The organism is Klebsiella electrica, assembly GCF_006711645.1.
GTDB lineage: Bacteria > Pseudomonadota > Gammaproteobacteria > Enterobacterales > Enterobacteriaceae > Klebsiella > Klebsiella electrica.
The window spans coordinates 4,560,904-4,574,861 of sequence record NZ_CP041247.1; the positions used below are offsets into that span (position 1 = coordinate 4,560,904).

Sequence of the window (13,958 nt, forward strand, 5' to 3'; positions counted from 1 at the left end):
TCCTGCCCAACCGCTTATCCCGCCTGGCAACCGCTTAACCCCACATATAACCACTCGCAGATTTACCCAACTTTACGCGCGCGGAGTTCTGGCAAGATCGTCTCCAGCATAGCTAACCAATACCTCCTCAAACCCTAACTTAAACCCAGACGGCTTCGGCCCATTATTCATCTAATTAACGCCAGGTTTACTATGGATACTAAAAAGTTATTCAAGCACATACCCTGGGTGATTCTTGGAATCATCGGGGCATTTTGCCTCTCAGTCGTCGCTCTGCGCCGCGGCGAGCACGTCAGTGCGCTGTGGATCGTGGTGGCGTCGGTTTCCGTCTACCTCGTCGCCTATCGCTATTACAGCCTGTATATCGCGCAAAAGGTGATGAGGCTCGATCCTACGCGTTCTACGCCGGCGGTCATTAACAACGATGGTCTGAACTACGTCCCGACCAACCGCTACGTGCTGTTCGGCCACCACTTTGCCGCTATCGCCGGTGCCGGTCCGCTGGTGGGCCCGGTTCTCGCCGCGCAGATGGGCTACCTGCCGGGTACCCTGTGGCTGCTGGCAGGGGTAGTGCTGGCCGGGGCGGTACAGGACTTTATGGTGCTGTTTATCTCCTCGCGCCGTAACGGCGCCTCGCTGGGTGAGATGATCAAGCAAGAGATGGGGCCAATTCCGGGCTCCATTGCGCTGTTCGGCTGCTTCCTGATTATGATAATCATCCTCGCGGTGCTGGCGCTGATCGTGGTGAAAGCGCTGGCGGAAAGTCCGTGGGGCGTCTTCACCGTCTGCTCGACTGTACCGATTGCCCTGTTTATGGGGATCTATATGCGCTTCCTGCGCCCGGGTCGCGTGGGTGAAGTGTCGGTGATTGGTATCGTCCTGCTGGTGGCTTCCATTTACTTCGGCGGCATCATTGCCCACGACCCGTACTGGGGCCCGGCGCTGACCTTTAAAGACACCACTATCACCTTTACCCTGATCGGCTACGCGTTTATCTCCGCGCTGCTGCCGGTGTGGCTGATTCTGGCGCCGCGTGATTACCTCGCGACCTTCCTGAAAATCGGCGTTATCGTTGGCCTGGCGCTGGGCATCGTGATCCTCAACCCGGATCTGAAAATGCCGGCGGTCACCCAGTACATCGATGGTACCGGTCCGCTGTGGAAAGGTGCGCTGTTCCCGTTCCTGTTTATTACTATCGCCTGTGGCGCGGTGTCCGGCTTCCACGCGCTGATCGCCTCCGGCACCACGCCGAAGCTGCTGGCTAACGAAACCGACGCCCGCTTTATCGGCTACGGCGCGATGCTGATGGAGTCCTTCGTGGCGGTGATGGCGCTGGTTGCGGCGTCGATCATTGAGCCAGGCCTCTACTTCGCCATGAACACGCCGCCGGCCGGTCTGGGCATTGTGATGCCAAACCTGCACGAAATGGGCGGTGAAAATGCCGCGCTGATTGCCGCGCAGTTGAAGGATGTGACCGCGCACGCAGCGGCGACCGTCAGCTCCTGGGGCTTTGTGATCTCACCTGAGCAAATCCTGCAGACGGCGAAAGATATCGGCGAACCGTCGGTACTGAACCGCGCGGGCGGCGCGCCAACGCTGGCCGTCGGTATCGCTCACGTGTTCCACAAAATCATGCCGATGGCGGATATGGGCTTCTGGTACCACTTCGGTATTCTGTTTGAAGCGCTGTTTATCCTTACCGCGCTGGATGCCGGTACCCGCGCAGGCCGCTTTATGCTGCAGGATCTGCTGGGCAACTTCGTGCCGTTCCTGAAGAAAACCGATTCGTTGGTCGCGGGCGTGATTGGCACCGCGGGCTGCGTCGGGCTGTGGGGCTACCTGCTGTATCAGGGCGTGGTCGACCCGCTGGGCGGCGTGAAGAGCCTGTGGCCGCTGTTCGGTATCTCTAACCAGATGCTGGCCGCCGTGGCGCTGGTGCTTGGTACCGTGGTACTGGTCAAAATGCAGCGTACTAAATACATCTGGGTTACCGTGATCCCGGCCGCATGGCTGCTGCTGTGCACCACCTGGGCGCTGGGTCTGAAACTGTTCAGCACCAACCCGCAGATGGAAGGCTTCTTCTTCATGGCTCAGCAGTATAAAGAGAAGATTGCTTCCGGCGGCGAACTGACCGCGCAGCAGATTGCTAACATGAACCATATCGTGGTGAACAACTACACTAACGCCGGTCTGAGTATTCTGTTCCTGGTGGTGGTTTACAGCATCATCTTCTACGGCATCAAAACGTGGCTCAACGTGCGTAACAACAAAGTCCGCACCGACAAAGAGACCCCGTATGTGCCGGTACCGGAAGGCGGCGTAAAAACCTCCTCCCATCACTAAGCCTTAAGGCCGGATAGCGCTACGTTTATCCGGTCTGTAAAGGTCCTGTAGGCCCGGTCAGCGTAGCGCCACCGGGCTTTTTCTATCTGGAACTCACGATGTTTGGTAACTTAGGCGAAGCAAAAAAATACCTGGGTCAGGCAGCCAAAATGCTGATTGGCATTCCGGACTACGACAACTACGTCGAACATATGAAAGCCAACCATCCGGATAAGCCTTACATGACCTATAACGAATTTTTCCGCGAACGCCAGCAGGCTCGCTACGGCGGCGATGGCAAAGGCGGCGTACGCTGCTGTTAATGGAGGCAAACATGGCACCGATTGCAGTCACCCTGCTGACCGGTTTTCTCGGCGCAGGTAAAACCACCCTGCTGCGCCATATTCTCAATGCGCAGCACGGCTTTAAAATTGCCGTCATCGAAAACGAATTTGGCGAAGTCTCCGTTGACGATCAGCTGATTGGCGACCGCGCCACGCAGATCAAAACCCTGACCAACGGCTGCATCTGCTGCACCCGTTCCAACGAGCTGGAAGATGCGCTGCTCGACCTGCTCGACAGCCGCGATCGCGGCGACATTGATTTTGACCGGCTGGTGATCGAGTGCACCGGCATGGCCGACCCCGGTCCGATAATTCAGACCTTCTTCTCCCATGAGGTTCTCTGCGAACGCTATCTGCTCGACGGCGTGATTGCGCTGGTGGATGCGGTCCATGCCGACCAGCAGATGAACCAGTTCACCATCGCCCAGTCGCAGGTGGGCTATGCGGATCGGATCCTGCTGACGAAAACGGACGTGGCGGGCGACAGCGACAAGCTGCGCGAACGGCTGGCGCGCATCAACGCCCGGGCGCCGGTTTATACTGTGACCCACGGTAATATCGATCTGAGCCCGCTGTTTAATACCAGCGGCTTTATGCTGGAAGAGAACGTTGTGAGCAGCGCGCCGCGCTTCCACTTTATCGCCGATAAGCAAAACGACGTCGCGTCTATCGTGGTCGAGCTGGATTACCCGGTCGATATCAGCGAAGTGTCGCGGGTGATGGAAAACCTGCTGCTCTCTTTCGCCGAACAGCTGATGCGCTACAAAGGGATGCTGTGGATTGACGGCGAGCCAAATCGCCTGCTGTTCCAGGGCGTCCAGCGCTTATACAGCGCCGACTGGGATCGTCCATGGGGTGATGAAGCGCCCCACAGCACGCTGGTGTTTATCGGCATTAATTTGCCGGAAGAGGAGATTCGCGCGGCGTTTGCCGGATTGCGCAAGTAACGGTTCGGACTTCTCCCTCTCCCGGAGGGAGGAGGTCAACGTGAAGGCGTCAGGCGGTACAGAATTCATTCCAGGTATCACGATAAATAATGTTCCCTTCGGTGTACTTCCAGACGATGGCCTCATAACGCAATTCGAGTGTTTCAAGGTGCGTGCTGCTCAGACCGGTGGGAGAAAGGTACGGTGCAACCGTGGTGATTTTGACGTTGTCGAGGACGATATTGAAATACTCGGCTTCAAGGCCTGATGCCATAATACGGTACATCTTGATCGTCGCTTTTTTCAGGGTACGGCCTTCGCACACCGCGCGATACAGAACAGGCGTCGTCTGGTCGAACTCTTTCACAATGGCGATCGGCCGATGAACGCGCGTACCGGTAAGTTTACCCCAGTGCGGATCAACGGGAATGGTGATGCCGTGCGAGAATGATTTTAATTCGATAGAGCCTGCACGCAGGGGCATTAAACAGCCGCCAACAATCGGCGAACCGTTTTCATCCTCAAGCCAGAGGTGTGCGGGAGTAGACATATATAATTTCCTTATCAATAAATGTAACAAACCGGTTATTTCTGGGTGTTTACCATTTCACGTAGCAACCTACTATCACTATCATGAATATAGCGAATACGCCGACAGGCCAAATCGGGCTGCCAGGAAAAAAATATTGCTCAGCCATTGCAAACATCAGTGTTAGTACGCCGGGAGCATACATGGAAAATAAGAACCGACATTGCCACCATAAAAACCTTTTGAGAAATTTAATCATTGCTATCGAATCATTTTAGTTATGATATCCGCTATTCCTGAATCAGAAATCCGATTAGCGCTAAAGGCACCAGCCTGTTCAAAAAGAGGCTCAACCAGGAAAAACATCATTTCAAGCTCACGCACATACAATGCATCGTAATACGCAGGACAGGTAATATGCAGACGCCAGGCGCTATCAGCGGCCTTCTGTACAATGCCATAAAGTCGGATACCACCTACAACGGTTCCCAACTGACGGCCAGCCCATTTGCTCATGTTAAGACTTAGGTTCAGGCCAACAGCAACCGATGTCGCAACCGCTAAAGCGACCCCTGCGTTGGTTAGGGAACTCGCCGCAATGTGTACATTTACCGCCATGAGCATTTTCTTGATGTACTCTATTTGAGCGGATGTTTTGTATTTAAATATTTCCTCAAAATATACTTTGAGCATTTCATAAACAACATCGCCATGCTGAAAAAGGTGAATGACTGCGAGAGTAAATCGTACATCCTCTGTCTTTTGCCGCTGACAAACATCCTGATATTCATCAGTAAAACAGGATGCGTAATACAACGCGCGTTTTGCGCCAGCACCGGTCAATGCAATCTGATCTGCCAGCGCGTTTTCAACGCCCGCCAGCGCATGGTCAAGTTTCAATGCGAGAATATTATTGGATTGTAAATAACTGATGACTTCATTTCTGTAGTACATAGCCGCTCCTGGCCATTATGGATTCCGCGAAAGGACATCGGAAGGCTATATTGACAAGAAATGCGCGCCGGAAGATATATTCGTTCTCAACAATTTTATCTTAATTCAAAAAAAATAAGTTAAATTCATGAAATAGTACACCACTATCGCCCCGCTTTTCTGCCCATCACACGGTAATACGCTGATGGCAGTCGGGGCATAATCTTTCACCCGACTCAGCGATATCGCGTTGGGCATGAACGACTTCCGCTCAATTTATCAGCAAAAATGTAAATTAAAATTTTTATTAGTTACGATTGAAATATTTTCAAGAATAATAACAGAGGTAGACTATTTTATCGGCAACTCATTTTCCCCGTTTGTTCAATTCAGGTTTAGCCAAACAGCTAAACTGACCCTAAACAGCAAAACGTTAATGATTGACGCTGCGACAAAGAAACCAATTTACAACATCTGTAAAGCATTTAAATAACAAGATCAGAATAAAGCATCGAAAATAATCATGTTTGCAGTTTTAAAAATCGTTTGATAGGGTATCCGCAGATTAGGCTGTGTCCCTTAATCGTCTGAGCTATAGTAACCATCTGTTTCTACAACATATTGAACTATGGCCCGCTACGACCTTCCCGATGAAGCATGGGATATCATCCAGCCTTTACTGCCCGCTCAACCTGCAACACCACGGGCCGGACGCCCATGGGCGGAGCATCGTATGATCATCAATGGCATGTTCTGGGTGTTGTGCTCTGGTGCCCCATGGCGTGATTTACCTGAACGATACGGCCCATGGAAAACCGTATATAACCGCTTTAACCGGTGGTCTAAGTCGGGTGTGATTAATATTATTTTCAACAGGTTGCTTTCTTCTCTTGATGCTCACGGCCTCGTTGACTGGTCAGCTACTGCGCTGGATGGCAGCAATATCCGGGCACTCAGGTGCGCCGCCGGCGCGCAAAAAAACATCCCGATATCGCCGGAGATCATGGGCTGGGTCGCTCTCGCGGTGGTTTTGGCACCAAAATCCATATGGCGACGGATGCAGGCGGTCTCCCGTTAAATATCGTGCTGAGTCCCGGACAGGCTCACGAAAGCCAGTTCGCATTACGCCTTCTGGACGGAATTGGTGTTCAGCGCCAGAACGGCAGCATGAAACGTCGTGGTTATGCGGTGCTGGCTGACAAAGCCTACTCAGGACATGCGCTTCGCAATGAGCTGAAACGAAAAGGGATAAAAGTGGTTATCCCGCGGAAATCTAATGAAAAAATGGCAGCAGATGGTCGTTCACAGCTTGATCGTGATGCTTATCGTAATCGCAACGTTGTTGAGCGGTGTTTTGGCTGTCTGAAAGAATACCGTCGCATTGCCACGCGTTACGACAAAACGGCGAGGAATTATCTGGCGATGGTGAAACTGGGTTGCATTAGACTGTTTTACAAAAAATTATGCAATTAAAGGACACAGCCTAGTTTTACGACGAGGCATCTACCATGAAAAAGCTCAATATCCTTATTCTTTCCGCGCTGACCGCTGTTTCCGGATCTGCCATGGCGATGGGCTTTACCGTCGAGCAGGGTAAAAACTTTACCAACCTTAATATGGAACTGGGTAAATCCTCCTCCGGTCTTTATGCCGAAAGCAACTGGCTGAAAAATACCGATGACGGTACCCAGACCGGCGGCGTTGGCGCAGGTTATAACCTGGAAGTTGGCCCGGTGATGCTCAATGCCGGCGCGAAGGCCATCTACATGGGCCCGAAAAAAGGCGATAACGGCGTGGCGTTCCCTATCGGGGGCGGCGTTAACGTTGCGCTGACCGACAGCATCCACGTATTTGGCGAAGGTTATGCCGCACCGGAAGGCCTGAACAACAGCGTGAAAAACTACGTTGAAGCCAACGGCGGCGTGAGCTGGACGCCCATTACCCCGGTAACGCTGAAAGTGGGTTACCGCCATGTAAGCGTTGACGGGAAAGACGGTCGTCCGAACCATACCCTGATTGATGGCGCCTATGTTGGCGGCGGCATCACCTTCTGACCCACCTGTAAGCGTAAAAAAACCTGCCATCCGGCAGGTTTTTTCTTTAGTATCTATGGCTTACCGGCAACTCACCACCAGCTTCTGGTTCACAAACACCCTAATTCCCAGACCCGCCAGTGATTAATGCTGTACCTGCCGTGCGCCCGGCTAAGATATTTCGTTCAAGGCTAGTCCCAAAAATTCGGGCCTTTGACAGGCAGCCTCCAGCTACGCAGTCGCTCGTTCGTTCCAGCCATCTTTAAAGATGATGTTCCCGTCCGTATACTTCCACTGGATGGTTTCATAACGCAGTTCAATATTTTCCAGATGTGTTCCCGATACAGCTCCTGGATGTAGACTGGGAGTGACGCCTGTTACCTTTACATTTTCTAAAAGAATGTTGAAATACTCGACCTCAAACCCTGCCTCGTTAATACGATACATTTTTATCTCTGCAGACCTGAGCGTAATCCCTTTGCAGATAGCGCGAGCCAGCAAAGGCGTGGTGCGGTCGAATTCTTTTTGTATCAGAATTGGGGTATGAATCCGCGTACCGGTTAATTTCCCCGTGTTGCGGTCAGTCGGAATAGCCAGGTGATGAGAGAGTGATTTTATCTCAATTGAACCTTCGCACCCGAGCACCATGGAACCGCCGACAATCGGAGATCCATTCTCATCGGTAAACCACAAACAGGCTGGATTTGACATGCCATTTCCTTAATTTATATTTTTACCTTTTTTACGATACTCGTCTAAACGATCAACGAGTTTAGATATGGCATAGGCTGTAATGAACCATACTACCATATAGAAAAATTTCATCGGCCATACAACTGGCAGCATGATGCAAACAATAAAACCACCGACAAAAATCACCGACTGGAAAATATCCCAGATATTTACGATGGCAAACAGCAGCATATCTAACAAGCCGCGTGAGATCTTATTGAAAGACACTGAGCTTCTCCCCAACGATATTCATTATATTGTCAAATGCGGACTGCCCGCGGGTGACGGCAATGTGGATAGCATCCACGAACGGTTTGACCGCAGGCTCAATGAGGAAATATGTCAAATCATAATCATGTGGACGTAGGATCTCGTACACTTCTGGATCTTCATTGGCAAGACTTTCAGAAGTCCTTATGGAACGCTCGCTCATTCCACCAATAAGCATAAGCATAGCTATTTGACTGGTGGCTCTTGCTCCGCTTTTAGCGCTGATGAATGAAAGACGTGCGAGAACGGCACCAGCAATAGTGGCGGAGATTTTCGCTGCCAGGAAGCGGCCTGCAACGGATGAAACAACGGCACGATACACGGCGTCTTGTTGATGAATAGTCAGGTATTTATTGAATTTTTCGAAGATAAGCTCTACAGCATTGATGATGTGGTTATAGTTAAGAATGTCATTATGAATAGCTTGTGCCATTCTGATTCGTTGTGTCTGGTGAGCAAATCGATTATCGGTGTCAAAAAAACCACGAGCAAGATATCCGAGGTCGAGAGGTATAGTTAAAGTGCCATTTATCAATCCCGGAATGGTCTCTGGCGATAAAATAATATCTGCAATCCTGCCGGCTATTTTTCCAAGACTTCCTGCTGTCATCATATCTCCCTAATATATTCACCATATCAATAGCATACCTTTCCCACGTGGCGACAATAATAGATTCTACACATCAGCCCCATTATTTAATGCTGGATTATTTAAAATGGTACACTCTTCACTTCGTTGCATAGGTGATTTGGCATTGATTACATGTCACAAAATTATCTGTTTTATTCTCCTCAGCTATAGATATCCCGGTTACTGGCGGAGATGTAATACATACCATGAATAATAAAGTGAAGCCGAGGGCACTTTCTTTTGAATGAGCATACACTATAACATCAACTGTTCTTTTATATATTGCCAGAGTTTCTTGTTTTAAGATAAAAATCTCACCCTGCCAATTTATGCAATAAACACCAATGCTTACAAAGCTCATTTAACCAGCTCAATATTGACAATTAAAATATTACACACCAGATAAAAACCTTTATATTGCATCGCTTTTAGTCGATAGTACTAAAAGTACACAAGACGTATTAAACAAGACCTCATTTGATGTAAATCAATTACCCGGATGCCAATGAAAATATAAAAAAACAGACCAGACGTTAAACCTGCCGAGGCGTGCATGACATAAGAATGCGAAGGTTATGCCGCACCGGAAGGTCTGAATAACAGCGTGAAAAACTACAGGCAATGGAGCATCACCTTCTGACCCACCTGTCAGCGTAAAAAAACCTGCCATCCGGCTCACACCGTTCACTTAAGATGTTTTGAGAGAACGGGGGACTGGTTTTTTGAGATTCGAACGGTCCACTTTTTGGGCCGTTTTCTCTTTTCCGGCAGGATAAATTGCTTCACATTCTCCCGCATTTTCTTCAGCTTCGTCGGGATCGTCCCCGGTTTACCCAGTGAGCACCAGATCGGTTCATCCTGGATAAGATTCGCTAGCCTGTGCAGAACGGGTAAACGCTGGTCGATATCCCCCTACGCCCACGCGCAATGATAGAGCGCATCCGCCTTCTGCAGCGCCGCTTCGACATCCGCATCGCTGTGCGCAGCGTACTGTTTAATCCGCTGATTATTAGCAGGATTCACCGTCTGATAAGCCATATCGTATGTCTCCTTTTTATCTCTATTTACGTAGTCATAAAAACCACTCAGAGTATTAAAATTAGTAGAGATGGCCAGACATGAAGGTAAAGTCAGGTATTTACGGAGGATTCCGGCCGGAGATCGTCAGACGATATCCGGCGAGGAACAGGCTTAACGAGGAAGTAGTAATGGCGGCCAGGCCGCCTGATAAGGCCATGTGGCGACGCAATCAACGCTTAGCAGCGGTAATCTCCTCTTCTGACAGACCGGTGACGCGCAGCACCGTCTCCAGAACGATGCCATTCGCCAGCATCATACGGGCAATACGCAGCCCTTCAATTCTCTGGCCCACAATCTGGCCTTCGCGGCGCCCTTTTCTACGCCCAACTTCCTTGAGTCTTTCCGCAATAGTCATCAGCCCCTCCTTATGATGTTGCGGCGCCCGCCGGGCAAGCTCACGAATAAACCTGCCAAAACGGGGGGCATCGCCGGAATATACCAGGTAATTAAACAACGTTTTTAGCTGGCCGTCATTAGTATATTCCTTAACCAAAATGACAATTAGCTGCTCAACCAGCCCCGTCAAATCGCGATGGCGGATATGCTTTTGCATGAACTCCAGCAGCGCTACGCGTCGGTGCTGGACGATCTCGTCATCCGGGATCACCGTAATATCCACCAGCGGAAAAGCGGTCGTATATAATCCGCGGGCATGAACCGGGTGGGTAAAGCTATCCAGCCAGCACAACGAATACGGATAAGGCGTGGCAATACCGTGATAGAACAGCATGGGTACTACCAGCGGCAGGTGTTTATGTCCGGCATCCAGATGACGCTGCATTGCCGCAATGGCATAGCGCATCAGCCTGAAGGCCATATGGGCATCCGGCGAGCTTTGGTGCTCAATAACGACGTAAATATAGCCCTCTCCGGCGGTGGTTTTTAACGACCAAAGCACATCGGAGTAGCAAGCACGCAGGTCCTCCTCAATAAAACTTGCGGATTCAAGCCGTAGCGTCTGCAGATCGCAAAGCTGGCGTAGCGAGGACGGCAGATGGATATCCAAAAAATCTCGCGCGGTCTCCGTATGCCGGAGAAACTTTTTGAAAACCGCATCATGCGGCGTCGACGTTGAGCCTTTTTGCATGGTAAATGGCCTGCGCGGAGGGACACGAAAACGACTCTACCCGCCGGTAGCCCAGCACACACGCCGCCGCTTATCTCTTTGCGCGCCGGGACGGAAGATATTTTTATCCGGCGGTAATAACGACAATTTTTTGCCTGCCCGCTCTCAGAACGCCCCCGCAGACAGGCCCCGGAGGACATGCTATAACCCCCTATCCCCTTCGCTAAGGAGTCTTTCGTGAGCCATACGCGCGATATCCTGCAAACCTTCTGGCGCGACGAACAGCTGCCCTGGCTGGAACTGCGCAGCACCCGGCAAAGCCGCCAGGCCTATAAACGGCACCGCCATTCGCAGCTCTCTCTGGGGGCGATTATCGAAGGGGAAACGTGCTGTCTGTGCAACGGGCAGGAATATCTGCTGCGTCCCGGCGATCTGATCATTATCCCCGCTCAAGCGCCGCACAGCTGTAACCCGCGCGACGGCCGGCCGCGCAGCTACCATATGCTGTACCTCGACATGACGTGGTGCCGGCAACAGCTGCCGCTTCTCCCGAGCCAGGCGCAGATGAACGCGCCGCATCCGGTGATCCGCGATCCTGAGCTTTTCGCACGATATCAGCAGATTGTGGCGCTGATGGATCGGCAGCAAACGGCAGCGCTCCCCGAACAGATCGCGCAATTGCTCCGGGCGCTCCCGCTCTATGCCGCCCCGCCACTACCGCTGCGCGCGACCAGTTCACAGCTTTTCAGTCGCCTGGCGGCCGATCTACAGCAGCCGCCCTCTCTTGATGCGCTGGCCCACGAGTTCGCCCTGCGCAAAGAGACGCTGATCCGCACCTTTAAGCAGGACACCGGCCTGACCCCCGCCAGCTTTATGAATATGGCGCGTATCGAATTTGCCAAAACGCGCCTGCGCGCCGGGGATGAGATCGCCGACGTCGGCTACCAGGCCGGGTTTGCCGACCAGAGCCATTTCCACAAAACCTTTGTCAGCTACACCGCCGCCACGCCGCGCCAGTACGCGCTGGGTCGATCAATATCAGACAATAATTAGCGCTCCGCTTGCCATAGGCTGATCTCAGGTTCTTTCTGAGGTCGCTATGGACATGTTTACGTCGTTTTTCCCGCCCGCGTTTCCGGCGCTGGCACTCTCCCACTTCGTTGCTCTGCTGAGTCCGGGGCCGGATTTCTTTTTACTGATGGGCTACGCCATCCGCTATCGCCTGCGCGGCAGCGCCGGCCTGTGCGTCGGTATCGCCGCCGGAAACGGTCTGTACATCGTGCTGGCGATTATCGGCTGGGGCGTGCTGCGTCAGGCGCCGCTGCTGTTTACCGTTGTCGAGCTGCTGGGGGCGGCATATCTGCTGTGGATTGGCAGTCGGCTGCTGCAAAGTCGCCCATCGGCGCTGGCTCCCGACGGTGCCTCGGCTTCATGCCCGTCGCTGGCAAAACAGCTTCTGCTGGGGCTGGGTTCTTCGCTGCTCAATCCCAAAAACGCCCTGTTTTATCTGGCGCTGATGACTTCGCTGCTGGGGCCGGACGTCACCCTGACGCAACAGGCCGTCAGCGGAGTCTGGATGACCAGTATCGTGCTACTGTGGGATCTCTTGCTGGTGACGATGATTGCCCTGCCAGCGGTGCAGCGTCGCCTTTCCGCCGTCGTCTGGCGCGTTGAGCGGGCGGCGGGCGGTATACTGATGGCTTTTGGCGGCTGGATTGTGTGGCAGTTTTTGCACGAGTCCGCCGTCAGGCTATATGCTTAAGCCTATGGAAAAAATCGCTGAACTAAAACGCGCCAAACTGCTGGCGCTGTCGCTACTGCTGATTGCGGTCGCCATTTTTATCACCACGCTGCTACTGCCGCCAACGCCGTGGGTCAGCGCGCTAAAAGCCATCTCCGAAGCGGCGATGGTCGGGGCGCTGGCCGACTGGTTCGCGGTGGTGGCTCTGTTTCGCCGTATCCCGCTGCCGTTTATCTCCCGGCATACGGCGATTATTCCCCGCAATAAGGACAGAATCGCCGATAATCTTGGCTATTTCGTGCAGGAAAAATTCCTCGATACCCCTTCACTGGTGGCGCTCATCCGTCGCTATGAACCGGCCCTGATGCTTGGCAACTGGTTCAGCCAGCCGGAAAACGCCCGGCGAGTGGGTCACCATCTGCTGCAGGTGATGAGCGGTTTTCTGGAACTGACCGACGATGCCCGCATCCAGCGCCTGCTGCGCCGGGCGGTACATAAAGCGATTGATAAGGTCGATCTGACGCAGACCAGCGCCATGATGCTGGAGGGATTAACCCGCAACCATCGCCATCAGAAGCTGCTGGATTCGCTCATTAGCCAGCTCATTGCGTTACTGCAGCGCGACAGCTCGCGCGCGTTTATTGCTCGCGGTATTGTCCACTGGCTGGAGACCGAGCACCCGCTGAAGGCCAAAATTCTGCCCACCGAATGGCTGGGCGAACACAGCGCCGACATGGTGACCGACGCGGTCAATACCCTGCTCGACGAAGTCACCCAGGATCGCAGCCATCAGATCCGCCAGGCGTTCGATCGCGCCACCTTAAAACTGATCGATAACCTGAAAACCGATCCGCTGCTGGCGGAAAAAGCGGAGAATATGAAGGCATATCTGAAAAACGATGAGACTTTCAACCGCTACCTTGGCGAGGTATGGGCCGACCTGCGGACGTGGATTAAAAATGATGTCACCCGCGACGACTCACAGATTCAACAGCGGATTGCCGATGCCGGGCAGTGGTTTGGCGAAACGCTGCTCCACGATGACGCGCTGCGCGAGTCGCTGAACGAACACCTGGAGCAGGCGGCACATCGGGTGGCGCCGGAGTTTGCCGCCTTCCTGACCCGGCACATCAGCGATACGGTCAAAAGCTGGGATGCGCGGGATATGTCGCGGCAAATTGAGCTCAATATCGGCAAAGACCTGCAGTTTATCCGTATCAACGGCACCCTGGTCGGCGGCTCTATCGGCCTGCTGCTGTGGCTGTTCTCGCAGATCCCGACGCTGCTACATCTTAAGATTGGTTGAAAATGGTAGCATCACAACGCTTCCGGCGATAACGACCCGATAAGG

General features: G+C 52.6%; 14 protein-coding genes and 2 pseudogenes. 8 read left to right on the forward strand and 8 right to left on the reverse strand.

All coding sequences use genetic code 11. The features are described from left to right. Window positions 1-192: 192 nt before the first annotated feature. The 3 genes from Electrica_RS21790 (at window position 193) to yjiA (ending at window position 3,613) form a co-directional block, all read left to right on the forward strand. Complete coding sequence (locus tag Electrica_RS21790; protein WP_131049497.1) at window positions 193-2,343, forward strand: carbon starvation CstA family protein; 2,151 nt, start codon at window positions 193-195, stop codon at window positions 2,341-2,343. A 98-nt stretch (window positions 2,344-2,441) separates the two neighbouring features. Further along, window positions 2,442-2,645 (forward strand): YbdD/YjiX family protein, encoded by a 204-nt coding sequence (locus Electrica_RS21795; protein WP_004857555.1) that lies wholly within the window; start codon window positions 2,442-2,444, stop codon window positions 2,643-2,645. 11 nt (window positions 2,646-2,656) lie between these two features. Then, entirely contained in the window at window positions 2,657-3,613 is a 957-nt protein-coding gene (gene yjiA / locus Electrica_RS21800) for a GTPase (RefSeq protein ID WP_131049496.1), read from the forward strand. A 49-nt stretch (window positions 3,614-3,662) separates the two neighbouring features. Here yjiA and Electrica_RS21805 read toward each other — a convergent pair whose 3' ends face one another. Next, window positions 3,663-4,142 (reverse strand): Hcp family type VI secretion system effector, encoded by a 480-nt coding sequence (locus Electrica_RS21805; protein ID WP_141965368.1) that lies wholly within the window; start codon window positions 4,140-4,142, stop codon window positions 3,663-3,665. 240 nt (window positions 4,143-4,382) lie between these two features. After that, complete coding sequence (locus tag Electrica_RS21815; protein ID WP_131049493.1) at window positions 4,383-5,075, reverse strand: hypothetical protein; 693 nt, start codon at window positions 5,073-5,075, stop codon at window positions 4,383-4,385. Window positions 5,076-5,682: 607 nt separating this feature from the next. Between Electrica_RS21815 and Electrica_RS21820 the strand changes: the two genes are divergently transcribed. Together Electrica_RS21820 and Electrica_RS21825 are read left to right on the forward strand one after the other, a co-directional pair. Beyond that, window positions 5,683-6,527 (forward strand): IS5 family transposase gene (locus Electrica_RS21820; protein WP_141963343.1). Its coding sequence is split into 2 segments (ribosomal slippage): window positions 5,683-6,028 and window positions 6,028-6,527, totalling 846 coding nucleotides; the frame shifts between segments, so codons are not numbered across the junction. 35 nt (window positions 6,528-6,562) lie between these two features. Further along, entirely contained in the window at window positions 6,563-7,108 is a 546-nt protein-coding gene (locus tag Electrica_RS21825; protein ID WP_100684660.1) for a YfaZ family outer membrane protein, read from the forward strand. Window positions 7,109-7,318: 210 nt separating this feature from the next. Here the strand turns inward: Electrica_RS21825 and Electrica_RS21830 are convergent, their stop codons facing one another. From Electrica_RS21830 to Electrica_RS21850, 6 genes and pseudogenes are all read right to left on the reverse strand, one after another. Beyond that, complete coding sequence (locus Electrica_RS21830) at window positions 7,319-7,798, reverse strand: Hcp family type VI secretion system effector (protein WP_141965369.1); 480 nt, start codon at window positions 7,796-7,798, stop codon at window positions 7,319-7,321. 9 nt (window positions 7,799-7,807) lie between these two features. Beyond that, window positions 7,808-8,047: a hypothetical protein gene (locus Electrica_RS21835; RefSeq protein WP_141965370.1), complete on the reverse strand. Its 240-nt coding sequence runs from the start codon at window positions 8,045-8,047 to the stop codon at window positions 7,808-7,810. Next, on the reverse strand, window positions 8,034-8,702 hold the full coding sequence (locus tag Electrica_RS21840; RefSeq protein WP_141965371.1) for a hypothetical protein: 669 nt from the start codon (window positions 8,700-8,702) through the stop codon (window positions 8,034-8,036). The genes Electrica_RS21835 and Electrica_RS21840 overlap by 14 nt, the downstream gene beginning before the upstream one ends. 702 nt (window positions 8,703-9,404) lie before the next feature. After that, window positions 9,405-9,587, reverse strand: a pseudogene (locus Electrica_RS21845) (IS4 family transposase); the annotation flags it as partial. Between the two features lie 48 nt (window positions 9,588-9,635). Then, window positions 9,636-9,758: pseudogene (locus tag Electrica_RS29000) on the reverse strand (hypothetical protein); the annotation flags it as partial. Between the two features lie 211 nt (window positions 9,759-9,969). Continuing rightward, on the reverse strand, window positions 9,970-10,887 hold the full coding sequence (locus Electrica_RS21850) for an Rpn family recombination-promoting nuclease/putative transposase (protein WP_141965372.1): 918 nt from the start codon (window positions 10,885-10,887) through the stop codon (window positions 9,970-9,972). A 216-nt stretch (window positions 10,888-11,103) separates the two neighbouring features. Between Electrica_RS21850 and Electrica_RS21855 the strand changes: the two genes are divergently transcribed. The 3 genes from Electrica_RS21855 to Electrica_RS21865 are packed head-to-tail and all read left to right on the forward strand — an operon-like array spanning window position 11,104 to window position 13,913. After that, complete coding sequence (locus tag Electrica_RS21855; protein ID WP_141965373.1) at window positions 11,104-11,919, forward strand: AraC family transcriptional regulator; 816 nt, start codon at window positions 11,104-11,106, stop codon at window positions 11,917-11,919. A 46-nt stretch (window positions 11,920-11,965) separates the two neighbouring features. Further along, window positions 11,966-12,628, forward strand: a complete 663-nt coding sequence (locus Electrica_RS21860) for a LysE family translocator (protein WP_131049486.1) — start codon at window positions 11,966-11,968, stop codon at window positions 12,626-12,628. Continuing rightward, on the forward strand, window positions 12,621-13,913 hold the full coding sequence (locus Electrica_RS21865) for a DUF445 domain-containing protein (protein WP_100684667.1): 1,293 nt from the start codon (window positions 12,621-12,623) through the stop codon (window positions 13,911-13,913). The genes Electrica_RS21860 and Electrica_RS21865 overlap by 8 nt, the downstream gene beginning before the upstream one ends. Window positions 13,914-13,958: the final 45 nt, after the last annotated feature.